The 24795-nt window shown below is 40.6% G+C and carries 28 protein-coding genes; all 28 read left to right on the top strand.

Annotated features, from left to right (window positions below; genetic code table 11):
• Window positions 1-39: 39 nt before the first annotated feature.
• The gene (locus ACFQWC_RS07645; RefSeq protein WP_299741293.1) at window positions 40-255 is read left to right on the top strand and encodes a flagellar FlbD family protein; all 216 of its coding nucleotides are present in this window, start codon (window positions 40-42) and stop codon (window positions 253-255) included.
• On the top strand, window positions 252-677 hold the full coding sequence (fliL, locus tag ACFQWC_RS07640; RefSeq protein WP_377106781.1) for a flagellar basal body-associated protein FliL: 426 nt from the start codon (window positions 252-254) through the stop codon (window positions 675-677). The genes ACFQWC_RS07645 and fliL overlap by 4 nt, the downstream gene beginning before the upstream one ends.
• Window positions 678-710: 33 nt before the next feature.
• Window positions 711-1709 carry a flagellar motor switch protein FliM gene (gene fliM, locus ACFQWC_RS07635; protein ID WP_377106779.1) on the top strand — a complete coding sequence of 333 codons (999 nt, stop codon included), beginning with the start codon at window positions 711-713 and terminating at the stop codon, window positions 1707-1709.
• Window positions 1699-2871 carry a flagellar motor switch phosphatase FliY gene (gene fliY, locus ACFQWC_RS07630; protein WP_377106777.1) on the top strand — a complete coding sequence of 391 codons (1173 nt, stop codon included), beginning with the start codon at window positions 1699-1701 and terminating at the stop codon, window positions 2869-2871. The genes fliM and fliY overlap by 11 nt, the downstream gene beginning before the upstream one ends.
• A 24-nt stretch (window positions 2872-2895) precedes the next feature.
• Window positions 2896-3258 carry a response regulator gene (locus tag ACFQWC_RS07625; RefSeq protein ID WP_299740870.1) on the top strand — a complete coding sequence of 121 codons (363 nt, stop codon included), beginning with the start codon at window positions 2896-2898 and terminating at the stop codon, window positions 3256-3258.
• A 24-nt stretch (window positions 3259-3282) separates the two neighbouring features.
• Window positions 3283-3921, top strand: a complete 639-nt coding sequence (locus tag ACFQWC_RS07620; RefSeq protein ID WP_299740872.1) for a flagellar biosynthetic protein FliO — start codon at window positions 3283-3285, stop codon at window positions 3919-3921.
• On the top strand, window positions 3914-4579 hold the full coding sequence (fliP, locus tag ACFQWC_RS07615; RefSeq protein WP_299740874.1) for a flagellar type III secretion system pore protein FliP: 666 nt from the start codon (window positions 3914-3916) through the stop codon (window positions 4577-4579). The genes ACFQWC_RS07620 and fliP overlap by 8 nt, the downstream gene beginning before the upstream one ends.
• A 14-nt stretch (window positions 4580-4593) precedes the next feature.
• Window positions 4594-4863, top strand: coding sequence for a flagellar biosynthesis protein FliQ (gene fliQ / locus ACFQWC_RS07610; protein ID WP_299740877.1), 270 nt, complete (start codon window positions 4594-4596; stop codon window positions 4861-4863).
• A gap of 4 nt (window positions 4864-4867) precedes the next feature.
• Window positions 4868-5644, top strand: a complete 777-nt coding sequence (gene fliR, locus ACFQWC_RS07605; RefSeq protein WP_377106773.1) for a flagellar biosynthetic protein FliR — start codon at window positions 4868-4870, stop codon at window positions 5642-5644.
• 1 nt (window position 5645) lies between these two features.
• Window positions 5646-6728, top strand: a complete 1083-nt coding sequence (gene flhB, locus ACFQWC_RS07600) for a flagellar biosynthesis protein FlhB (protein WP_299740880.1) — start codon at window positions 5646-5648, stop codon at window positions 6726-6728.
• Window positions 6729-6746: 18 nt separating this feature from the next.
• Complete coding sequence (flhA, locus tag ACFQWC_RS07595) at window positions 6747-8783, top strand: flagellar biosynthesis protein FlhA (protein ID WP_377106771.1); 2037 nt, start codon at window positions 6747-6749, stop codon at window positions 8781-8783.
• Complete coding sequence (gene flhF / locus ACFQWC_RS07590; protein ID WP_299740885.1) at window positions 8780-9940, top strand: flagellar biosynthesis GTPase FlhF; 1161 nt, start codon at window positions 8780-8782, stop codon at window positions 9938-9940. The genes flhA and flhF overlap by 4 nt, the downstream gene beginning before the upstream one ends.
• Before the next feature lie 13 nt (window positions 9941-9953).
• Window positions 9954-10775, top strand: coding sequence for a MinD/ParA family protein (locus tag ACFQWC_RS07585; protein ID WP_299740887.1), 822 nt, complete (start codon window positions 9954-9956; stop codon window positions 10773-10775).
• Window positions 10776-10784: 9 nt separating this feature from the next.
• Complete coding sequence (locus ACFQWC_RS07580) at window positions 10785-11873, top strand: protein-glutamate methylesterase/protein-glutamine glutaminase (protein ID WP_377106768.1); 1089 nt, start codon at window positions 10785-10787, stop codon at window positions 11871-11873.
• Between the two features lie 15 nt (window positions 11874-11888).
• Window positions 11889-13913, top strand: a complete 2025-nt coding sequence (locus ACFQWC_RS07575; protein WP_299740891.1) for a chemotaxis protein CheA — start codon at window positions 11889-11891, stop codon at window positions 13911-13913.
• Between the two features lie 33 nt (window positions 13914-13946).
• Window positions 13947-14372, top strand: a complete 426-nt coding sequence (locus ACFQWC_RS07570; protein ID WP_299741294.1) for a chemotaxis protein CheW — start codon at window positions 13947-13949, stop codon at window positions 14370-14372.
• Between the two features lie 14 nt (window positions 14373-14386).
• Entirely contained in the window at window positions 14387-15022 is a 636-nt protein-coding gene (locus ACFQWC_RS07565) for a chemotaxis protein CheC (protein ID WP_299740893.1), read from the top strand.
• Window positions 15019-15516 carry a chemotaxis protein CheD gene (locus tag ACFQWC_RS07560; RefSeq protein ID WP_299740895.1) on the top strand — a complete coding sequence of 166 codons (498 nt, stop codon included), beginning with the start codon at window positions 15019-15021 and terminating at the stop codon, window positions 15514-15516. The genes ACFQWC_RS07565 and ACFQWC_RS07560 overlap by 4 nt, the downstream gene beginning before the upstream one ends.
• A gap of 100 nt (window positions 15517-15616) precedes the next feature.
• Entirely contained in the window at window positions 15617-16375 is a 759-nt protein-coding gene (locus ACFQWC_RS07555) for a FliA/WhiG family RNA polymerase sigma factor (protein ID WP_299740897.1), read from the top strand.
• 135 nt (window positions 16376-16510) lie between these two features.
• On the top strand, window positions 16511-17035 hold the full coding sequence (locus ACFQWC_RS07550; RefSeq protein WP_377106765.1) for a hypothetical protein: 525 nt from the start codon (window positions 16511-16513) through the stop codon (window positions 17033-17035).
• A 159-nt stretch (window positions 17036-17194) separates the two neighbouring features.
• Window positions 17195-17902, top strand: coding sequence for a 30S ribosomal protein S2 (gene rpsB / locus ACFQWC_RS07545; RefSeq protein WP_044337376.1), 708 nt, complete (start codon window positions 17195-17197; stop codon window positions 17900-17902).
• 149 nt (window positions 17903-18051) lie between these two features.
• The gene (gene tsf / locus ACFQWC_RS07540; protein WP_299740904.1) at window positions 18052-18933 is read left to right on the top strand and encodes a translation elongation factor Ts; all 882 of its coding nucleotides are present in this window, start codon (window positions 18052-18054) and stop codon (window positions 18931-18933) included.
• Between the two features lie 87 nt (window positions 18934-19020).
• Window positions 19021-19746, top strand: coding sequence for a UMP kinase (gene pyrH / locus ACFQWC_RS07535; protein WP_299740905.1), 726 nt, complete (start codon window positions 19021-19023; stop codon window positions 19744-19746).
• Window positions 19746-20303, top strand: a complete 558-nt coding sequence (frr, locus tag ACFQWC_RS07530; RefSeq protein ID WP_299740907.1) for a ribosome recycling factor — start codon at window positions 19746-19748, stop codon at window positions 20301-20303. Before pyrH ends, frr begins: the two co-directional genes overlap by 1 nt.
• Window positions 20304-20587: 284 nt before the next feature.
• Entirely contained in the window at window positions 20588-21379 is a 792-nt protein-coding gene (locus ACFQWC_RS07525; protein WP_299740909.1) for an undecaprenyl pyrophosphate synthase, read from the top strand.
• Window positions 21379-22164, top strand: a complete 786-nt coding sequence (locus tag ACFQWC_RS07520; RefSeq protein ID WP_299740911.1) for a phosphatidate cytidylyltransferase — start codon at window positions 21379-21381, stop codon at window positions 22162-22164. Before ACFQWC_RS07525 ends, ACFQWC_RS07520 begins: the two co-directional genes overlap by 1 nt.
• Window positions 22165-22200: 36 nt before the next feature.
• A complete protein-coding gene (locus tag ACFQWC_RS07515) occupies window positions 22201-23343 on the top strand; it encodes a 1-deoxy-D-xylulose-5-phosphate reductoisomerase (RefSeq protein ID WP_299740913.1) in 1143 nt (380 codons plus the stop codon).
• Window positions 23344-23457: 114 nt separating this feature from the next.
• Window positions 23458-24714 (top strand): RIP metalloprotease RseP, encoded by a 1257-nt coding sequence (rseP, locus tag ACFQWC_RS07510; RefSeq protein ID WP_299740915.1) that lies wholly within the window; start codon window positions 23458-23460, stop codon window positions 24712-24714.
• Window positions 24715-24795: the final 81 nt, after the last annotated feature.

Genomic DNA, 24795 nt, shown 5'->3' with positions numbered 1-24795 from the left:
TTGGTAAACCCCGATGATGAAAGTCGGTCCCAAAAGCTGATGATCACGTTAACCAGACTGAATGGAAAGACGTTTACGTTGAATGCTTTATACATAGAAACAGTAGAAGCGTTTCCAGACACTACGATTCTATTAACAAATGGCAGAAGATATGTTGTGAAGGAAACGGTGGACGAGGTTCGCTGCCTTACACTTTCTTTCTTTCAAAAAGCAAATCTACTAAGCCTGCCGCATGGGGGAGGGAGTACTAGTTGAAGAGTAAAGCCCTGACAATCATGATGATCTTGTTGGTTACGATTACGCTTGTCGGTGTGATTGCGTTAGTTGTCATTCTGAAGTTTTCAGGAGATGAAGAAACGAAGGAGCCTTCCATTGAAGAAGTGATTGAAAACTCCGTGGATATCCCTGAGACGACTACCAATTTAATGAGCAATGATTTTATTCGTATTTCCTTTAAGATTCAAACGGATAGTAAAAAAGCGAAAAGTGAGTTGGAAAAGAGAAATTTTCAAGTGAATAACATCATCATAGAAGAGCTTTCAGAATTGAAAGCAGAAGAACTGCAAGGGAAAAAAGGGAAAGAATTGATCGAAACAAGGGTTAAAGACAAAGTGAACTCCCTTATGCAAGAAGGAATGGTAGAAAGAGTCTATATCACCTCTATGATGATTCAATAAAGTAGACTATAAAGAGTATTTGGAGGTGAAGGCATGGCTAGTGAAATTTTATCTCAAAGTGAAATCGATGCTCTGTTGTCTGCTCTCAATACGGGAGAGATGAGCGCAGATGATTTCAAAAAAGAAGAAGAAGAGAAAAAAGTGAAAGTGTACGATTTTAAGAGAGCTTTACGGTTTTCGAAGGATCAAATCCGAAGTTTAACGAGAATTCACGAAAACTTCGCCCGTATCTTGACTACCTACTTCTCTGCCCAACTAAGAACGTACGTTCAAATAAACGTGGCATCTGCTGACCAAATCCCATATGAGGAATTTATCCGTTCCGTTCCGAAAATGACGATTTTAAATGTCTATGAATTGCCTCCATTGGATGGAAGGATCCTCATGGAAATCAACCCTAATATCGCTTATTCGATGATGGATCGGGTGATGGGTGGTAGAGGAGTCAGCGTTAACAAAGTAGAGAATTTAACGGAAATTGAAACAAGGATCATGAGTCAGCTCTTTGAAAAGGCGTTTGAGAATTTAAGGGAAGCCTGGAGTACTGTGGCGGATGTAGACCCGTTTTTTGCAGAATTTGAAGTGAACCCGCAATTCCTTCAAATGGTGTCACCAAATGAAACGGTTGTGGTTATTTCATTAAATACAACGATTGGTGAAACAAGTGGAATGATTAACATCTGTATTCCGCACGTTGTCCTGGAGCCGATCCTTCCGAAATTATCAGGAAGCTATTGGATGGAAAGCAAACGGAAAGAGAGTAAGCCGGAAGAAACGGCACATCTTGAAAAAAGAATCAAGAAAGCCCATGTACCAATTGTAGCTGAATTAGGACGTTCTGATATTTCAATTGAAGAGTTCCTTATGCTGGATATAGGAGACGTAATAGAAATGAACACCCGAATCGATGATCCTTTAACGATCAGAGTGGGTGAGATTCCTAAATTTACTGCTCAGCCAGGGAAGTCAAATAAGAAACTGGCGGTACAAATTTTAGATTCCTTGAAGGGGGGAGACGACGATGATGAGTGATGATATGTTATCACAAGATGAAATTGATGCTCTTCTTCGTGGTTCTGCAGAACCCGAAGAGGACACAGAAGAGCGCAAAACGATAAATAGTAATGACTACATTAGTTCAATTGAAGAGGATGCCTTAGGTGAAATAGGGAACATCTCCTTTGGGAGTTCTGCAACGGCTTTGTCTACTTTGCTTAACAAAAAGGTGGAGATAACGACCCCTAAAGTAACCATCATTAATAAGAATTATTTAGAAGAGGAATTTCCTCATCCATATGTCGCCATTCAGGTTCAATATACTGAAGGATTTTCAGGAGTGAATTTGTTGGTGATCAAACAATCAGATGCATCGATCATCGCTGATTTAATGCTTGGTGGGGATGGAAGGAATCCATCTGGTGAATTGGGTGAAATTCAGCTTAGCGCCGTGCAAGAGGCCATGAATCAAATGATGGGATCTGCTGCAACCTCCATGTCCACGGTATTTAGTAAGAAAGTGGATATTTCCCCACCATCCATCGATCTGATGTACATACCTAAAGGGGAGGGGGAAGAAAACCTTCCTGATCAAGATCTATTAGTGAAGGTATCATTCTCATTGAAAATTGGGGACCTCATTGATTCGAGCATTATGCAGCTGTTGCCCCTAACTTTTGCCAAGAGCCTGGTGGATGAATTAATGAATGGTGGAGCTACTGAAGAAGTTGCAGCCGCGGTTGCACCGGGCGTCGCTCCTCCTACTGCTCCACAACCAGTGCCTGCTTATAGCGGTATGTATGAGGAAACTGTCCGTACTTCCCACCAGCACGGGTCTCCTCAACATCTGGGCGGACAAGGCGTGCATGGAGAAACCGTAAATGTACAACCGGCAACGTTTAGTCATTTTGAACCGACAACGCTGGGACAACAGGAAACGAAGAATTTAAATATGTTATTAGACATTCCTCTTCAGGTTACGGTAGAGCTCGGAAGAACGAACCGGTCTGTCAGGGACATACTTGAACTATCATCCGGTTCCATTATAGAGCTTGATAAATTAGCGGGAGAACCGGTTGATATTCTTGTGAACAGCCAATTAATGGCTAAGGGAGAAGTTGTCGTGATAGATGAGAACTTTGGTGTCAGAATTACCGACATCGTAAGTCAAAGTGATCGTATTAAAAAACTTAAATAACTTAGACAATGGAGGATGACGGTAATGGCGAATAAAATTCTGATTGTTGATGATGCAGCTTTTATGAGAATGATGATTAAAGATATTTTAACGAAAAATGGGTTCGATGTAGTTGGAGAAGCAGCCGATGGAAGTCAAGCTGTTGATAAATATAAAGAACTGAAACCTGACCTGGTCACAATGGATATTACGATGCCGGAAAAAGATGGTATTGCAGCTTTAAAGGAGATTAAAGGATTCGACTCAGGTGCGAAAATTATCATGTGCTCTGCAATGGGTCAACAAGCAATGGTGATTGATGCCATTCAAGCGGGTGCAAAGGACTTTATCGTTAAACCATTCCAAGCTGATCGTGTCATCGAAGCTATCCAGAAAGCTCTAAGCTAACAGATTAATAAGAAGGTGCATGTGTTGAAGAAGTTTCAAATTCTAGTGGGTCTGATCGTTTTCATCATTGCTGCAAATGCTGTAAACCAAACAGCATTTGCGGAAGTGAATAATGTTAAGGACTGCATAGAGCATCCTGAGAAATGCAATGAACAACAAGGTAAAGAGGCGGACAGTTCTGATTCAGGTGTCTCTACCTCGGTTACTTTTTTGGATTATCTTAAAATGATCGTTGCTCTTATCTTTGTAGTTGCACTTATTTATTTTTTATTGAAGTTTATAAATCAAAAAGGAAGATCCTTTCAACAGACGAAATTAATCAATCATTTAGGTGGAACGCCACTCGGGGGCAATCGTTCTGTCCAAATTGTTAAGGTAGGCAAGCAAGTACTTGTACTGGGTGTGGGAGAAGATATTCAGCTACTGAAAGAAATTCAGGATGAAAAAGAAAAAGAAGAGATACTATCCTATTATCAGGAAGCTCAATTTCCCGATACTAAAACAGCCGTTTCCAGTTGGTTGACAAAGGTAAAAGGCCCTTCTCCAGCGTCTTCTAAAAGCTCATTTCAATCACAGTTGAAATCACAGCTTGAGGAAATGAGCAAGGGAAGAAAGAAGATGTTTAAGGATTTAAAGAATAAGGAGAATCATTCAGATGAATGAATTCATGGAGTTTTTTAATAGTAGTTCTGCTGATAATGTATCGACAAGCGTAAAGCTGCTATTATTATTTACCGTCCTTTCACTGGCACCCAGTATTCTGATATTAATGACATCTTTCACCCGGATCATGATTGTCCTGTCCTTTGTCAGAACTTCTCTCGCCACTCAGCAAATGCCACCCAACCAGGTATTGATTGGAATTTCATTATTTCTTACGTTCTTTATCATGGCTCCAACTTTTCAAGAGGTAAACGATGAAGCATTGACCCCTCTTTTTAATGAAGAGATTAATCTTGAAGAAGCTTACGAAAAGGCTTCGATTCCGTTTAAAGAATTTATGAGTAAGCACACAAGACAAAAGGATCTAGAGTTGTTTTTACAGTATTCCGGGGCAGAACGGCCGGAGTCTGTGGAAGACATACCTCTTACATCCCTAGTGCCGGCATTTGCGTTAAGTGAAATCAAGACGGCTTTTCAAATAGGATTTATGATCTTTATTCCTTTCTTAGTCATCGACATGGTGGTAGCAAGTGTCTTGATGTCCATGGGGATGATGATGCTCCCTCCTGTAATGATTTCCTTGCCGTTCAAGATTTTACTGTTTGTGTTAGTGGATGGCTGGTATTTAGTAATAAAATCTCTTTTACAAAGTTTCTAAGTAGGTGAGCTTCAATGAATGCTGAATCTGTTATCGCAATAGCGGAGCGTGGAATATATGTAACCCTCATCGTTTCAGGTCCATTACTGCTGCTGGCCCTCGTAGTCGGGTTGGTCGTCAGTATTTTTCAAGCAACAACACAAATACAAGAACAAACCCTTGCGTTTATACCTAAGATTGTGGCGGTCTTGATCGGAATTGTTTTCTTTGGCCCTTGGATGTTAACGAAGCTTGTGACGTATACCTCACAAATCTTTTCGGATTTAACAAGGTTCGTAGGGTAAGAGAATGGAAGAACTTGTACCTATTCTATCGGTATACTTACTTGTGTTTGTAAGGGTTTCGGCTTTTTTTGTTACAATGCCCCTGTTTTCATACCGTAATATACCTGCACAGAATCGGATCGCTTTCTCGCTTGTACTCTCATGGGTGATGTATTACACGATTGATTCTGCGGCATTTGAAATCAACGGACAATACTTTTTATTGATTATGAAAGAAGCCATGATCGGTCTTCTCATTGGCTTTGTTGCCTATATGATCGTTACGGCCATTCAGATAGCAGGAGGATTCATAGATTTCCAGATGGGGTTTGCCATAGCCAATGTAATCGACCCTCAAACAGGAACCCAAAGCCCCTTGATGGGTCAATATTTATATACCTTTGCGCTTCTTTTGTTGCTTGCCCTGGATGGACATCATTTACTACTGGACGGAATTTTCTATAGTTATCAATTGATTCCCATCGATAGCCCTTGGATTCCATTTGGAGATGAGAGATTAATTGATTATGTTATTTCTTCCTTTAATTCAATGTTTATCATTGCCTTTCAAATGTCGATTCCGGTGGTTGCAACATTATTTTTAGTAGATGTGGCTTTGGGCATTGTCGCCAGGACGGTTCCACAATTAAACGTCTTTGTCGTTGGGTTTCCCATTAAGATTGCCGTTGCCTTTATCGTGTTATTTATTGTAATGGGTGTGATGTTTGCTGTCATGCAGCAGCTATTTGAGATGATGTTCGTAACCATGAGAGATTTAATGAGAATAATTGGAGGCACATAATTTGCAGTGGCTAACATTAGACCTACAGTTTTTCAGTGGGGAGAAAACAGAGAAAGCAACTCCGAAAAAGAGGGATGACGCCCGGAAAAAAGGACAAACAGCAAAAAGTCAGGATGTGAATACAGCAATCATCCTTCTTGCCGTTTTTTTATTCCTTACATTCAGTGCTTCTTATATTGGAAATATTGTGTTCGATCTCTTTAATCAAACCTTTCAGGAATATATGCTGATGGAACTGACAGAGAATACAGTTCAAGTCATAACCATGGATATTATGAAAGAGCTTGCGTTACTTCTCGGACCGATTATGTTAGTGGCCTTACTTGCCGGATTGTTTTCGAATTATATTCAAGTAGGAGTCATGTTTACCACTAAACCGCTGGAGCCGAAGCTTGAAAAGATTGATCCGATTAAAGGGTTCAAGCGTATCTTTTCTTTAAGAGCAATCGTTGAACTATTAAAATCCATTTTAAAAATTTCATTTGTTGGGGCAATCACCTTTGTCATTCTCTGGATGAATATTGATCAAGTGTTAAGCTTATCGTTTAAATCAGTGGGGGATTCATTAGCAACGATGGCGAGCTTGACTGTGCAAATGGGAATCGCTGCTTCACTTGCGCTACTATTCTTATCTCTATTCGATTTTCTTTATCAGAAATATGATTTTGAAAAAAATATTCGAATGTCAAAGCAGGATTTAAAAGATGAACATAAAAACATCGAGGGCGACCCACTAATTAAATCCAAAATTAAGCAAAGACAGCGTGAAATGGCTATGAGACGCATGATGCAGGAAGTTCCTGAAGCAGATGTAGTAATTACAAACCCTACTCACTTTGCCATTGCTCTTAAATACGATGAGAATAAAATGGATGCGCCTTATGTAGTGGCAAAAGGCGTTGATTATCTAGCACAGAAGATTAAATATATCGCCAATGAAAACGATGTGGTTATGGTGGAAAATCGGCCCTTAGCCCGGTCCCTATATGACTCGGCTGAAATAGGCGATGCAGTACCTGAAGAATTTTTCAAAGCAGTTGCAGAAATTTTAGCTTATGTTTACCGAATAAAAAATCAAATGTAAGCAGTTAGGAGAGAAACAATGTCAGCAAGAGATTTATCCGTACTAGCCAGTGTCATATTAATCGTTGCCATGCTTATCATCCCGTTCCCATCCTGGTTATTAAGCTTACTGATCATCGTTAATATTTCACTTGCACTCCTTGTACTCCTAACCTCGATGAATATGAATGAGCCATTGCAATTTTCTATATTTCCTTCCCTATTATTATTGTTAACACTTTTTCGATTAGGTCTAAATGTTTCCACAACGAGATCAATCCTTAGTAAGGGTGAAGCAGGGGACGTTGTGGAAACCTTTGGAACATTCGTTGTAGGGGGAAATATTCTCGTCGGTCTCGTAGTATTCATCATCCTCATCGTGATCCAATTTATTGTCATAACAAAAGGATCTGAGCGTGTGTCCGAGGTTGCGGCAAGATTTACCCTTGACGCAATGCCCGGTAAGCAGATGAGTATAGATGCCGATTTGAATGCCGGGATGATTTCAGAGCATGATGCCAGAAATCGTCGGGAAAAAGTAGGGCGTGAAGCAGATTTCTATGGTGCCATGGACGGGGCATCCAAGTTTGTTAAGGGAGATGCCATAGCTGGTATTGTCATTGTCATGATCAATTTAATCTTCGGTATTATAATCGGCATGACACAACAAGGGCTTCCTATTGCCGAAGCGGCAACCCGTTATTCTTTACTGACAGTCGGAGATGGAATCGTCAGTCAGATTCCTGCCCTGTTGATTTCAACAGCCACGGGCATCGTGGTAACAAGAGCCGCATCTGAAGGGAACCTGGGACAGGATATCATGAATCAGCTACTTGCTTATCCTGCGATGCTATATGTAGCAGCCTTCACGATCTTCATGCTGGGTGTAGCAACTCCTATTCACGATATCTTAACCATTCCAGTGGCAGCCTTATTAGCGATAGGGGCCTACATGCTTTCAAGGTCACCTAAGGAAACTGAATCCGACATGATGGAAATGGAAGAGGAAGTAGAGCAGGATGAAATGAAAAGTCCGGAGAGCGTCGTGAACTTACTGAATGTGGATCCGATTGAATTTGAGTTCGGCTATGGTCTGATTCCCCTTGCCGATACGAATCAGGGAGGAGATCTCCTTGACCGGATTGTGATGATACGCCGTCAATTAGCGATAGAGCTGGGGCTGGTGATACCTGTAGTAAGGATCCGGGACAACATACAACTTCAACCGAATGAATATCGTTTGAAAATTAAAGGCAATGAGATGGCCCGTGGAGAGCTTTTGCTTGATCATTATTTAGCCATGAGTCCAGGTGTGGAGGATGACTCGATCGAGGGAATTGATACGGTCGAGCCATCATTCGGTCTTCCGGCTAAGTGGATTTCAGAAGATATGAAAGAGCAGGCAGAAATATTCGGATATACAGTTGTGGATCCGCCGTCAGTGGTGTCCACCCACATAACCGAAATGATTAAAACAAATGCTCATGAACTACTTGGCAGGCAGGAGACGAAACAGCTCATTGATCACCTGCAGGAATCCTACCCGATATTAGTGGAAGAAGTGACGCCGAATCCTTTAACAGTAGGTGAAGTACAAAAAGTATTAGCCAAGTTGTTAAAGGAAAATGTGTCTATCAGAAATTTGCCGATTATTTTTGAAACACTTGCTGATTATGCCAAAATGAGTTCAGATACAGATCTTTTAGCTGAATATGTCCGGCAATCGTTGGCAAGGCAAATTACCAGTCAATATGTTCAAGGAGATGCTTCCTTAAAGGTTGTGACTATGTCAGGAAAGGTTGAAAAATTGATTGCCGACGCCATTCAACAAACGGAACATGGAAATTATTTATCAATGGATCCAAACGATTCTCAAGGAATCCTGGAGGCAGTCGCATCACAAATGGAGCAGTTGTCTCTTATGGAGGAGTCACCGATCATTCTGTGTTCCCCAGCTGTGAGAATGTACGTAAGACAATTGACAGAGAGGTATTTCCCACAAGTGCCTATCATTTCATATAACGAATTAGAAGCAACTGTAGAAGTACAAAGTTTAGGGGTGGTGAATGTCGGATGAAAGTAAAGAAATATGCAGCACCTTCCATGAATGAGGCAATGAAAAAGGTTAGAGCTGAATTAGGGGATGATGCTGTCATCCTAAACTCTAAAGTAGCGTATACGGGTGGATTTATGGGGTTATTTAAAAAGAAGATGATAGAGGTCATCGCTGCCATCGATCCAGAGGTTGAGATTGAAAAGATGGAAATGAATAAGATGAAAGCCGCATCTGCACCAATCGTTCCTACTTCCGATCCTTCCGAAAAAAAATACGACGGTCCTAATCGGTCGGTAGAGTCAGAATTAAAAGAACTAAAACACATGATTTCTACCATGAAATCAAAAAATCAATTCCAGAATTACTCTGAAGATATTCAAGAAATCTTGTTATATCTTAAAAATCATGATGTGAGTGACCCAACACTCTTCCAACTCGGTGACTATCTTGAAGGAAGGATCAAGGGTGGTTTTCTTCCAGGGAATAATCGAAATGAATGGGCCCGACAGGAAGTCACGTATTTTCTTAATGCTCTTCTGGAGGAAATCTCTTCAGGCGGTATGAGTTACAAGAAGAAATATATTAACGTAGTTGGCCCTACAGGTGTGGGTAAAACAACTACTTTAGCCAAAATGGCTGCTGAGGCAGTCATTGAGAAACGGATGAAAATAGCTTTCATCACGACGGATACGTATCGCATTGCAGCGATCGAGCAATTAAAAACGTATGCCGGTCTGTTGAATGTACCAGTTGAAGTAGTCTATAAAATGGAAGACTTTAAAAAAGCAATCGATAAATTCCGGGACTATGACCATGTGTTCATTGATACTGCCGGCCGGAATTTCAGAGAAAAGAAATATGTAGAAGATTTGCGGGGAATTATCGACTTCAAGCATCACATGGAAACGTTCTTGGTTCTATCCCTGACCAGCAAGGAGCGGGATATGAAGGAAATCATTTCACAGTTTTCTTCTATTGACATTGATCGGTTCATTTTTACGAAATTGGATGAAACATCCAGTTATGGCTCTATGATCAACATGATGTCCGAGATGAAGATCGGTGCAGCCTATGTAACAATCGGTCAGGATGTACCTGAGGATATCACCGAGGTGAACATTGAAAAAATAGGTCATTTTCTAATGAAAGGATTTCGCTATGAGAGATCAAGCATATAACCTAAGGAGGAAAATGCTCTTAGATGACTCTCCTCCTGCTAAAACGATTGCAGTTGTAAGTGGAAAGGGTGGGGTCGGAAAATCGAATATCTCAACTAACCTTTCTATTTTGCTTGGTAGAGAAAATAAGAAAGTATTATTATTTGACCTTGATATCGGGATGGGAAACATTCATATATTACTGGGAAGTCATCATACCTACTCAATCATGGATTATATCGACGAAAAAGAATCGGATATCGACACGATTATTTGTGAAAATGTTCATGGTATTTCTTACATAAGCGGTGGGAATGGCCTGAAAGACATAGTGGAGTGGAAAGAGAAGCAGATAGAACGCTTCTTTGAAGTGTTAGAGTATGCAGTTCAAAAGTATGATTATATTCTTTTCGATATGGGGGCAGGTGCTACGAAAGAAACAATAGAGTTCCTCCTGGCCATGGATGAAATCATTGTAGTCACGACACCTGAACCTACTTCAATCACAGATGCCTACTCGATGATGAAATATATTTACTTGAGAGATCAAGAGAAAAAGTTCTATCTGACATGTAATCGGGCTGAATTCAAGAAGGAAGGCCTTGAAACGATTACTAGACTGCAAGAAACGATGAGGAAATTCCTGCATAAGGAGATTGTCTCTTTAGGGGTCTTACCCGAAGATTCAACGGTCAGGAAGGCGGTCATTCAACAAACCCCCTTAGTCGTTTCTTACCCTGCTTCAGCCATGACCTTAAGTCTGCGTACGATGTTGCATCAGCTTTCCGGGGGACAACCGGTGAGTAAACAAGCAGGTTTTTTAAAGAGTATGAAAAATTTATTTTTTGGGAGGTAAAAGTCCTGAATGAAAAAGGTTCTAGTTGTAGATGATTCAGCATTTATGAGAAAACTTATTAGTGATTTTCTAACAGCCTCAAAGCAACTAGAAGTGATAGGAATTGCAAGGAATGGTGAAGACGCAATCTCGAAAATTAATAAACTTCGTCCTGACGTCGTAACCTTAGATGTTGAAATGCCAAGGATGAATGGAATAGAAGCCTTAAGGCGGATTATGGGGGAATGTCCAGTTCCTGTCGTGATGCTCTCTTCCACAACCAGAGAAGGGGCAGAGGAGACTTTTAAAGCCATGGAACTGGGAGCTGTGGATTTTATCGCTAAACCTTCAGGGACCATATCATTGGACCTTCATAAAGTTCAAGATGAAATAGTTGAAAAAGTAGTCGCGGCAAGCAAGGTGAATATGACAAAGATGACCAAAACTTATGGGAAGAGAAAGAGGTCAGAATTAAAAGGATCAAGCAGACAAGCTAATGGGACAGAACTCACGACAGCTTCAGAAAGCAACTGGAGCATGAATTCACCGAAAATAATCCTAATTGGAACTTCAACAGGAGGTCCACGCGCTTTACAGCAGGTGCTGACTGAATTACCACCTAACCTGGATGCACCAGTTGTAGTGGTGCAGCATATGCCGCCTGGTTTTACCAGATCACTCGCCAATCGGTTAGATGGTCAGTCAGTCATTAAAGTGAAGGAAGCGGAACATGAAGAAATCCTTCAAAAAGGAACAGCATATATAGCACCTGGTGGTTTTCATACAAAGGTTGTTGAGTTTGGATCACAATTATCCATTCATCTTTCAAAGGAAGAAGCACCAAGGAATGGTCACAGACCTTCCGTTGACATATTGTTCGAATCCGTAAGCTTGATTCGAGACTATGGCAAAATTGCTGTCATTATGACCGGTATGGGTTCTGATGGCTCTGAAGGATTGATCAAGCTTAAAGAACGAGGCGAAGTGAGAGCCATTGCAGAATCTGAAGAATCTTGTATTGTGTTTGGAATGCCGAAATCGGCTATCGCGACAAATTTAGTGGACAGCGTGGAAACCATCGGGGATATTTCTCAAACCATTATGAAGTACATGTTGTAGAGAGGTGTGGTGCACATGGAATTGAGTCAATATTTAGAAGTTTTTATAGAAGAGAGTAAGGAAAATCTACAAACCTGTAATGAGCAATTACTGGAATTGGAGAAAAACCCTGAAAACCTGGCGATTGTTAATGAAATTTTTCGTTCAGCTCACACGTTAAAAGGAATGTCTGCAACGATGGGATACGAGGATTTAGCAAACCTTACCCATAAAATGGAGAACGTACTGGATGCTATTCGAAACGAAAAAATAAAAGTGACGCCAGAAATTTTGGATATTGTGTTTAAATCCGTTGACGACTTAGAAGCAATGGTGTTTTCTATCGCAGACGGCGGAGATGGGAAGCGGGACGTGTCAGAAGTAGTAACTCTCCTCCAAGCGATTGAAAAGGGTGAAGTTCTACAGTCAGCTAGTAATGAAGTTGCCGCATCCTCAGCCACCGAAATACATACATTATCCATGAAGTATGAAGCATTTGAACAAACCGTTATTCAGCAATCCTATGAACAGGGATTCCATTGCTTTGAAATCACCGTATCCTTGCGGGAGGATTGCCTTTTAAAAGCAGCAAGGGTTTATATGGTTTTTGAAGTGCTGGAACAAATCGGGGAAGTCATTAAGTCTTTCCCAACTGTAGATCAGCTGGAAGAAGAACAGTTCGATCATTCCTTTGTTGTAGCCGTTGTGTCAAAAGGGGATGCAAGTGGCATAGAAAAGAGTATACGAAAGGTATCTGAGGTTGAAGAAGTCACTGTACTGGAACTCACCTCTCATCATCTTCATGATAATGAAAATAATGCTAATGAGGAACAGCATAGAGAAGGTGTTGAAAAAGAAAGGGAAGAAATGATACCCAAAACAACAAGTAATCCATCAAAACAATCGAACCCTTCGAGCAAAACGATCCGTGTGAATATTGAACGCTTAGATGTGCTGATGAATTTGTTTGAAGAGCTTGTCATTGATAGAGGCAGACTGGAACAGATCTCTAAAGATTTGAATAACCCGGAATTAAATGAAACGGTTGAAAGAATGACACGGATTTCCGGAGACTTACAAAGCATCATTCTCAATATGCGGATGGTTCCTGTAGAGACGGTATTTAACCGCTTTCCACGCATGGTAAGGCAGCTTGCAAGAGATTTAAATAAGGAAATAGAATTAGAAATCATCGGGGCAGAGACCGAACTTGATCGTACGGTCATTGATGAGATTGGAGACCCTCTCGTCCACTTAATTCGAAACGCTTTAGATCACGGAATCGAAATGCCTGATGTTCGTACTAAAAATGGTAAGCCTGAACAAGGAACCGTCAAGCTGCGAGCCTATCATAGCGGAAATCATGTATTTATTGAACTAGAAGACGATGGTGCAGGAATAAATAAACAGCGGGTACTGGAAAAAGCGATTCAAAAAGGAATTGTATCAGAAGAAGTTGCGCAAACCTTATCGGATCGGCAAATCTATGAACTCATCCTGGCATCAGGCTTTTCTACTGCTGAGCAAATCTCGGATATCTCTGGTAGGGGAGTTGGCCTTGATGTCGTCAAAGCAACGATTGAGTCATTGGGCGGTTCAATAACAATCGACTCTACTGTTGGACAAGGCTCACTGTTTTCTATCCAATTACCATTAACCTTATCGATCATATCAGTCATGCTTGTTGAAATTGAAGCTGAGAAATACGCAATTCCACTTTCTTCGATCATAGAGACGGCCATAGTGAAAAAAGAAGAGATGATGAACGCACATAATCAAAGAGTGATTGATTTCAGAGGCAAGATTGTACCATTGTTATTCCTCAAGGATGTTTTCGAAGTTCCTAAAGATTCAAAGGATGAGGACTTATATTCTGTCGTGGTTGTCCGTAAAGGTGAAAAGATGGCAGGGTTAGTGGTAGATTCCTTTATTGGTCAACAGGAAATTGTTCTAAAATCATTAGGGAATTATCTGCACGATGTATTCGCTATTTCCGGTGGCACTATATTGGGGGATGGAAAGGTAGCGCTGATTGTTGATTGTAATGCGTTGATAAAATAGGAGGTAAGGGAAATGAGTGTAGTATCAGAGACGATGGAAGACCTAAAGCTTATCGTATTTCAATTGGTGGATAAGGAATATGCGATTCCCGTCAATCAGGTTCGGTCAATTGAGAAGCTGCAATATATTACGAGAGTGCCTGGAATGCCTTCCTATGTTAGGGGAGTAATAAATTTACGTGGTGTCGTAACTCCCATTATCGATTTAAGAAGCCGATTTGGTTTATCCTCTTCAGATTCATCAGAAAGCACCCGTTTGATTATCGTTGGTTCAGAGGATAAAGAAGTAGGATTGATCGTAGATTCAGCAAATGATGTGTTAGATGTAGCGAGAGAAATGATTGAACCGCCGCCACAAGTTGTCGGAATAATGGAGGCAGAGTACATTGGTGGAGTAGTCAAGCAGAACAAACGTTTGTTGATCCTGCTCCATCTTGACAAAATTCTGGAATCCATTTAAGGGGTCAGATACGAATGGGATATGAAAAGAAAATATCGTCAATGCACTTGGATATTTTGAAAGAAATCGGAAATATTGGAGCGGGTCATGCTGCAACTGCCCTCTCCACTCTACTGGGTAAGAAGATTGATATGAAGGTTCCCAGTGTGCAGGTTGTTACATTCGATGAAATGATGGAGATGGCAGGGGGACCGGATAATGTGGTCGTAAGTGTATTCTTAAGGATTGAAGGGGAAGCACCGGGAAGCATGTTTTTTTTGTTGCCTCTTGAACAAGCCTCTATTTATATTCGGACCATGATACAGGATCGTTCCTTTTCATTTAGTGAACCGCCGTATTCAGAATTAGGATTATCAGCTATGCAAGAGTTAGGTAATATTCTCTCAGGTTCTTATTTGTCGTCCCTATCTGACTTTACGAATCTTAAGCTATTACCTTCAGTCCCCGCATTATCGGTAGATATGGCCGGAGCCATCATCGGTTTCGGATTACTTGAAATTTCTCAGGTAAGTGATTATGCGATTGTTATAGATACTGCCTTGAAAGAAGAAGAATTTCAGAAATCAGAAAGTGTGAAAGGTCATTTCTTCCTCTTACCCGATCCGGATTCATTTGAGGTCATCTTTCAATCACTTGGTGTGAAGTTATGAATGCTTTACACACCGTGGTAAAGGTGGGGATTGCAGATATGAATATCGTGGGTAATGGAAGTTCAATTCGCACATCGGGCTTGGGTTCTTGCATTGGAGTTGTACTATACGATGACCTTATCAAATTGGCAGGTATGGTCCACGTTATGCTCCCCCATTCTACGATAGGGAAAGAGCCGTTGATGAACTTAGCCAAATACGCAGACACGGGAATAGAGGAACTCATTCGACAACTGGGAATACGGGGAGCGAATATGGGGAGACTTAAGTGCAAAATGGCGGGAGGTGCACAAATGTTTCAATTTCAGGCAAAAAGCGATGTGATGAGAATAGGTCCGAGGAATGCGGATGCAGTTAAGGTGGCCCTCTTGAAGCATCGAGTTCCGATTGTAGCAGAGGACATTGGTGGTAATAAAGGGAGAACCATTGAATTCTTCACATCGACTGGAATCCTTCATGTTCGCACAGTTAATGAAGGAACTAAGGAATTGTGAGTATACGTTCAGTTTCAAAAAGTTCGTTTGCTCATACTCAAGGTGTTTTATACTTTAAAGTAGATTTCAAGAAAGAAAATAGTAAGCAAGGAGGATACTTATGTCTCAGCAACCCCCTCGAACAGATGAACAACTATATTGGGAGAGATGGATAAACAGTCGTGATACCCGGGCAGGTGACATGTTAGTGAAAAAGTATATGCCACTTGTGTCGTATCATGTTCAGCGAATTTCCGTTGGGCTGCCAAGAAACGTCTCGAGAGAAGATATAAAGAGTCTTGGGTTGATGGGATTACTGGATGCACTTCAGAAGTTTGATCCAACGAGAGATCTAAAGTTCGATACATATGCTTCCTTCAGAGTACGGGGAGCAATTCTTGACGGACTAAGAAAAGAAGACTGGCTTCCGCGATCAACAAGGGACCGGGCGAAAAAAATTGAAGCCAAAACAGTGGAACTCGAACAAATTTTATTGCGACACGTGACGGCTGAGGAAGTGGCTGCTTCGTTAGAAATCGCTCCGGAAGAAGTTTACCAAACGACCAATGAACATTTCTTTGCCAATATTCTTTCCATGGATGAGCAACTAACCGATGATGATCATGAATCTCAGAGCTATTCTATTAAAGATGATAAGACGATCTCTCCTGAAGAAGAAGTGTTGAAGGGTGAAAAAGTATCGGAGTTAGAGAAAACGATTCTAACCCTCTCTGAAAAGGAACAGCTTGTATTAAGCTTATTCTACAAAGAAGAATTAACGTTAACGGAAATCGGGGAAGTCATGAAACTATCAACATCGCGTATTTCACAAATACATTCCAAGGCCATCTTTAAACTGCGCAATTTATTAGGCTCTTGACCCTCTCGATTGACAGAACAGTAAATGAGCCAAACCAATAGATGTTGATGGACTGTTCCGACGAAATGCAGTTTAAGGGGGCAGTCCTTTATAGTTTTAAGAAAGACTAAAATCAAACTAAACTAAGGTGATTTCATGGTAACATTCCTGCTTTTTATATCTTTTCTTCTTAATATCGTTGCATTGCTGGCAATCGTCATTTTATACTCAAGGCAAAATCGTTTTCTTAACATGGAAAAAGAACAAAAGAAAATGATCAAGGAATTGGAAGATGTCATCTCTACTTATCTGATCGAAATGAAAGAAGAGAATGAAGAGTTCATGCGTACATTTAATCAACATGCTAAAAGTGAAAAACGTATCACTGACAATACGGATGATGAAAATGTAAACAGTTCCCCGCTTCAAACCAATCCCAAGTGGTCAGGAGCAGGATATAAGCAAGCTTCAAAGGCCTATCAGCAAAAATTAACACCACAAATGGGAGCCGGCGAAAAAAAGTTTGAGGTGCAACCAACAGTAAAAACCAATGAAGATCCCTTTCTTCAACAGGTTCTCTCACTAAAGAGAGAAGGATTGACCGTAGAAGAAATAGCTCAAACTGTCGGAAAAGGTCAAACAGAAATTGAGCTTCTTTTAAAATTTCGTCAAATTATGTAGGAAGTTCTTGATTGGTCTGAATAGGTATGCTATAGTATTCATGGTGTGATTACACACGTTTCTCGATTGAGGTAGATGGTGCTATTTTTGATAAATAGTTTCTACTACAAGATGACGGAAACGGAGGAGAAAACAAAAACCATTTAGGAGGAAACACACATGTCAGTAATTTCTATGAAACAATTGCTAGAAGCTGGTGTACATTTCGGACACCAAACCCGCCGTTGGAACCCAAAAATGAAGAGATACATCTTCACTGAGCGTAACGGCATCTACATCATCGACCTTCAAAAAACAGTTAAAAAGGTTGAAGAAGCTTATAACTTCGTTAAAGAATTAGCTGGTAACGGCGGTAAAGTTCTTTTCGTCGGTACGAAAAAGCAAGCACAGGAGTCTGTTAAAGAAGAAGCAGAACGTGCAGGTATGTACTACATCAACCAACGTTGGTTGGGTGGAACTCTTACTAACTTCGAAACAATCCAAAAGCGTATTTCCCGTCTTAAAGAAATTGAAAAAATGGAAGAGGACGGAACGTTTGAAGTACTACCTAAGAAAGAAGTAGTACAACTTAAAAAAGAACATGAACGCTTAGTGAAATTCTTAGGCGGAATCAAAGATATGAACACGCTACCTGATGCATTATTCATCATCGATCCTCGTAAAGAGCGTATCGCAGTAGCTGAAGCTCGTAAACTTCATATCCCTATCGTGGGTATTGTTGATACAAACTGTGATCCGGACGAAATCGATGTAGTTATTCCTGCGAATGACGATGCGATCCGTGCAGTTAAGCTTCTTACAGGTAAAATGGCAGATGCTATTTTAGAAGCTAAGCAAGGTGAAGAAGCAGCTGTAGCAGCTGAGTAATGAATGAAAGGTGATAAGAGGGTTTACCCTTATCACCTTTTTTTAAAGAGTATTCACATTTACTGTCCTCAATTATAGAGACAGTACATTTTTGACTCTCACCTATTGGTGACATAGTCTACATAGTTAATCTAAGGAGGAAACCCACTATGGCAATTACTGCACAAATGGTTAAAGAACTTCGTGAAAAAACTGGCGCTGGAATGATGGACTGTAAAAAAGCGTTAACAGAAACTGATGGAGATATGGACAAAGCAATTGACTTTTTACGTGAAAAAGGAATTGCGAAAGCAGCTAAGAAAGCTGACCGTATCGCAGCAGAAGGTACTACTTACATTGCGAGCGAAGGAAACACTGCAATTATTCTTGAAGTAAATGCAGAAACAGATTTCGTTGCGAAAAACGAAAACTTCCAAAACCTTGTAAAAGAATTATCTGACCACTTACTTGCTAACAAACCAGCTTCTGTTGAGGAAGCTCATGAGCAAAAAATGACAAATGGTTCAACTGTAAGTGAATTCATCAATGCTGCTATCGCTAAAATCGGAGAAAAAATCACTCTGCGTCGTTTTGAAATCCGTACTAAAGATGATAACGCTGCTTTCGGTGAATACCTGCACATGGGTGGCCGTATCGCTGTTCTAACAGTGGTTGAAGGCACTACAGATGCTAATGTTGCGAAAGACGTTGCTATGCACGCTGCAGCATTAAATCCTAAATATGTTTCACGTGATCAGGTTTCTGCTGAAGAAGTAGAGCGTGAGCGTGAAGTACTTAAGCAACAAGCATTAAATGAAGGAAAACCTGAAAACATCGTTGAAAAAATGGTGGAAGGTCGCCTTGGGAAATACTTCGAGGATATCTGTATCTTAGATCAAACATTCGTTAAGAATCCAGATCAAAAAGTACGTCAATACCTTGAAGCAAATAAAGCTACTTTAACTGACTTCACCCGTTACGAAGTAGGAGAAGGTCTTGAGAAGCGTCAAGAAAACTTCGCTGAAGAAGTAATGAACCAAGTAAACAAATAAGATCAGCTAAAGTTAAACATCTATAAGTAGGGAACACCTAGCGTGTTCCCTATTTTTCAAGAAAAATTCTATTTTATGGAGGTTCCCATGGGCGTTCCAAAATACAAACGTGTCGTTCTGAAACTTAGTGGAGAAGCATTAGCAGGTGATGATGGCTTCGGAATCAATCCTTCTGTCATTAAAAATGTTGCAGAAGAAGTAAAAGAAATTGCTGAACTTGATGTTGAAGTGGCAGTTGTAGTTGGTGGAGGTAATATCTGGCGTGGTAAGATAGGTAGTGAAATGGGCATGGATCGTGCATCTGCAGACTATATGGGGATGCTTGCTACCGTTATGAACTCTTTAGCCCTTCAAGACAGCCTTGAACAGCTGGGTATTGAAACAAGAGTTCAAACATCGATTGACATGCGTCAGGTGGCAGAGCCTTATATTAGACGAAGAGCGATCCGCCACTTAGAGAAGAAACGTGTTGTGATTTTTGCAGCAGGTACTGGAAATCCTTACTTCTCGACAGATACAACTGCCGCACTTAGAGCAGCTGAAATCGAAGCAGAAGTGATCCTTATGGCTAAGAACAACGTAGATGGAGTATATTCAGCAGATCCTAAGAAGGACGAAACGGCTGTTAAATATGAAGAACTTTCCTATTTAGATGTTCTGAAAGAAGGTTTAGCTGTAATGGATTCAACAGCTTCTTCCCTTTGTATGGACAATGATATTCCACTTATTGTATTCTCTATTATGGAGGATGGGAATATTAAGAGGGCCATCACTGGTGAGAATATAGGTACAATCGTTAGGGGGAAATCATAATGCCAAATACGATCATTGCAAATGCAAAAGAAAGAATGACAAAAGCAATTCAAACATTTTCTCGTGAGTTAGCAAGTATCCGTGCCGGTAGAGCTAACGCATCACTACTTGATAAGATCACAGTTGATTATTACGGTGCACCTACACCTGTGAATCAATTAGCGGGAATTTCCATTCCAGAGGCTCGTATGCTTGTAATCCAACCTTATGACAAATCTGCTTTAGGTGATATTGAGAAGGCGATTTTGAAATCAGATCTTGGAATTACACCTACCAGTGATGGGAATATTATCCGAATCGTAGTTCCTGCCTTAACGGAAGAACGTCGTAAAGAACTCGTGAAGCTTGTGAAAAGAGAAGCTGAAGATGCAAAAGTGGCGATTCGTAACATCCGTCGTGATGCAAATGACGATCTTAAGAAGAAAGAAAAGAGCGGAGACATAACAGAAGATGATCTTCGTGGATACTCTGATGATGTTCAAAAAGCAACAGACGAGAGCATCGTCAAGATCGATGGCATTGCCAAAGATAAAGAACAAGAAATGTTAGAAGTTTAATGATCATATTCTAATCCTAAGGGACTGACCTATAAGTGAACTCATATTCCTTATGGGACAGTCCCTTTGTTTATGCTTGTTTAGAGTATGCGTAATGATAGCAAGCTTCTCGTATTCTCTGATAGAACGTTTATATTAGTTGTGATGGGGCGGAACAACTTCGTATAAAACGTTCAAGATACCTATATGAATATACATAATCTATTTTCTTGAAGATATCTTCCTTATTTTTTGATATGATAGTAAGGGTAAATATTTTTTGGATTGTTGGTGGAGGATTTTTTATGCTAAACAAGCTTAAGCAATGGAAACGACAGCAAACTTCCGAGGAAGTGGATGATCGATTTCAAGAATTAATAAAACACCCTATTCCGGGTCATATAGCAATTATTATGGATGGTAATGGACGATGGGCCAAAAAAAGGGCATTGCCCAGAGTGGCCGGACACCATGAAGGCATGAAATGTGTGCGGAGAATCACTAAATTGGCAAACGAACTAGGTGTAGAGGCCTTAACACTCTATGCTTTTTCAACTGAGAACTGGAAACGCCCAAAAATGGAAGTTGAGTTTCTGATGAAGTTGCCAGAGGAGTTTCTAGGAACTTTTCTGCCTGAATTGGTAGAAGAAAATGTTCAAGTTAAAATGATGGGTTCTCCTGATGCACTGCCGAACCATACGAAGAAAGCCGTCACGAAAGCGATGGAAGCTACGAAGCATAATAACGGACTAATATTAAACTTTGCTTTAAATTATGGCAGCCGCTCAGAAATTATAGATTCCATGAAGCATGTCTTAAAAGATGTTCAGAATGGAATACTAGATGAGAACCAATTAAATGAAGAAGTGTTTTCGAGTTACTTGATGACGAAAGATTTAAAAGATCCAGACCTGCTTATTCGAACGAGTGGAGAAATCCGCTTAAGTAACTTTATGCTATGGCAATTAGCTTATACAGAGTTCTTTTTTACAGACGTACTGTGGCCGGATTTCGGCAAAGAGCATTTAATAGAAGCAATTGAAGCATATCAAGGTCGTTCAAGAAGATTTGGTGGGTTACAAAGCGAGGAATCCTAATGAAACAAAGAATTATTACAGCAGTGGTAGCTGCAGCGATATTTTTACCGATCATCATTTTTGGTGAAACACCATTTATTATTTTAATGTATCTTATTGCTTCAATCAGTTTATATGAGGCATTAAAGATGAGGGGGCAATGGATTTTTACCATTCCTGGTTTATTATCTCTGGCCCTTTTGTGGGTTTTCTTGATCCCAACCGATGCAATTGGGATCATAGCTGACTTTGGCTATTCCAAAATTGAAATGGCTTTTCTTGCCGTGCTGCTCTTTTTAACATATACAGTGGCAACCAAGAACCGTTACACATTCGATGATGTGGCATTTGCTCTATTAAGCATTTTATATGTAGGGATTGGATTCTATTACTTCATGGAGATCCGTTTGGATGAAGGAGTACAGTTTGTTTTCTATGCTTTATTTATTATATGGGCGACAGACTCAGGTGCTTATTTCATCGGAAGAGCGATGGGGAAAAAGAAGCTATGGCCTGAAATCAGTCCGAATAAAACCATTGAAGGTTTTGTAGGTGGGATCATTTGTGCCATCGTAGTCGGTGTCATCATGACATTCTTCACAGATCTTGATATGTCCATTCCCAAACTCATTATCGTGACTGGGATTCTTTCTGTCTTTGGACAAGTGGGAGACTTAGTCGAATCTGCCTTGAAAAGACATTACAAAGTAAAAGATTCTGGTCATTTATTACCTGGACATGGTGGAATGCTTGATCGTTTTGATAGTTTATTATTTGTATTTCCCCTTCTTCACTTTCTTTTATAAAAAAGGTAGAAGGCTTCTAGCGGGAGGAGTGTAGTGTTGAAAAAGATCAGCTTAATGGGGGCTACGGGTTCTATTGGAACACAATCCCTTGATGTAATTCGGGAGCATCCTGAAGAATTCAAACTGACAGCTATGTCTGTTGGCAGAAATATAGAAGAAGCAAGAAAAGTGATTGGAGAATTCAATCCTCAGCTGGTTTCTGTTCAGAATAAAGAAGATGCTGAATTATTAGCCAAAGAGGTACCTTCTTCCATTAAGGTCCTGTATGGGGAAGAAGGTCTTGTGGAGGTGGCCTGTCATCAGGAAGCTGACATACTCGTTAATGCAGTGCTGGGAAGTGTGGGACTCTATCCTACACTGCAGGCCATAGAGGCAGGAAAAATGATAGCCATCGCCAATAAGGAAACTCTTGTAACAGCTGGACACCTGGTGATGGAAGCGGCCCGGAAAAAGGGCAGCACTCTATTACCTGTTGATAGTGAACATTCTGCTATCTTCCAGGCTCTCCAGGGAGAACAAGATAAGAACATTGAAAAATTGATCATTACAGCTTCCGGGGGCAGCTTTAGAGACCGTACGAGAGAAGAATTAGTTGGTGTCACGGTTAAAGAGGCTCTGAATCATCCTAATTGGTCAATGGGAGCGAAGATCACCATCGACTCTGCTTCTATGATGAACAAGGGATTAGAGGTTATTGAAGCACATTGGTTATTTGATATTCCTTATGATCAAATTGATGTTGTACAACATAGGGAAAGCATCATCCACTCGATGATTCAATTCCATGATTCATCTGTGATGGCTCAATTGGGGACACCTGATATGCGTGTGCCGATTCAATATGCTTTAACATATCCGGACAGGTTTCGAAGACCAGGTAATAGATTGGACTTAGTTGAAATGGGTAAGCTTCATTTTGAGAAAATGGATTTAAATCGATTCCGATGTCTGGCATTTGCATATGAAGCTGGTCGGATTGGCGGTAGTATGACAACTGTTTTAAATGCTGCAAATGAAGCGGCTGTTGCCTTGTTCCTGGATAATAAAATATCATTCCTTGATATTGAAACGTATATTGAAAAGGCCTTGAATTCCCATCAAGTGATACATAGACCTGACCTTGAAACCATACATGAGATTGATCGACAGACTCGACAACTCGTTTCAAGTTGGTTGTAGAGTACTTGGGCATGTTTACATGATCTGTAACGTAGTATGATAGTGGACGTGTTTGCCTGGACTTTAAACATTTAGATCTGTTACCGACAGGTTATAAAAAAGGTGGTTTTTTATTTGCAAACGGTGATTGCCTTTGTTGTTATTTTTGGAGCTTTAGTCTTTTTCCATGAGCTTGGACATTTAATTTTTGCTAAGCGTGCAGGCATCCTATGCCGTGAATTCGCCATTGGATTTGGTCCTAAAGTGTTTTCTTACAAAAAGGATGAAACAACCTATACGATTCGCTTACTGCCTCTTGGGGGCTTTGTGCGGATGGCCGGGGAAGATCCGGAAATGGTCGAGCTAAAGGCTGGACATCGGGTTGGTCTTGTACTCGATCAGGATGAAAATATAAGAAAAATTGTCTTGAATAACAAAGATCGATATCCGAACATTCGTGTCATTGAAGTAGAAGAAGCAGATTTAGAGCATAGACTACATATTCGTGGATACGAGGAAGATGAGGAGGAACTGAAAACCTTCTCGATCTCCAGGGATGCCGTGTTCATTGAAGATGGAGTGGAAACACAAATTGCACCTTGGGATCGGCAATTTGCGTCTAAATCTCTGCCTCAAAGAGCCATGGCCATTTTTGCAGGCCCTCTTTTTAACTTTATTCTAGCCTTCTTCATTTTCATCCTTGTGGGTCTATTGCAAGGGGTTCCAACGAATGATCCCGTTCTGGGCGAACTAACAGAAGACGGGGCAGCCAAAGAAGCTGGCCTTCAGGAAAATGACGTTGTTTTAAGTATAGACGGTAAAGAGATTTCAACATGGGAAGATATTGTTACAATCATACAGAAACACCCAGGGGATGAGCTGCGATTTAATGTGGATCGTAATGGCTCTAACACTGAGATTCCTGTCACACCTAAGCCTCAAGAAATAGAAGGGGAAGAAATAGGGATCATTGGAGTTCATAGCCCTGTTGAAAAGTCCCCTCTCAAAGTGGTGACCAATAGTGCACAACAAACCTATGAATGGACCAAAATGATTTTTGTTCTACTAGGAAAGCTTGTGTCCGGTGAGTTCTCAATCGATGCTTTATCAGGACCGGTCGGAATCTATCAGTCAACAGATGTTGTGGCTAAATCAGGTATATACTACCTGATGAGATGGGCGGCCATCTTAAGTATCAACCTGGGTATTATGAACCTTCTGCCAATCCCTGCCCTTGACGGAGGCAGACTTCTTTTCTTCGCTGTTGAAGCGGTAAGAGGAAAGCCGGTGGATCGCCAAATGGAAGGAATGGTCCATTTTGTCGGGTTTGCCCTCCTCATGGTTCTGATGCTCGTTGTTACATGGAATGACATTCAACGATTTTTCTTATAAAATTTAACGTATGAATCATGAACAGGCAGTTTCTCCCTCCAGAATAAAAAAATGAGGGTGTTACTGCCTGTTAATTTAAGA

It is taken from the genome of Rossellomorea sp. GCM10028870, from assembly GCF_042666755.1.
In the GTDB taxonomy this organism is placed as follows: Bacteria; Bacillota; Bacilli; order Bacillales; family Bacillaceae_B; genus Rossellomorea.
The sequence above is the reverse complement of the archived record's forward strand: the minus strand, read 5'-3'. Positions and strand labels throughout refer to the sequence as shown.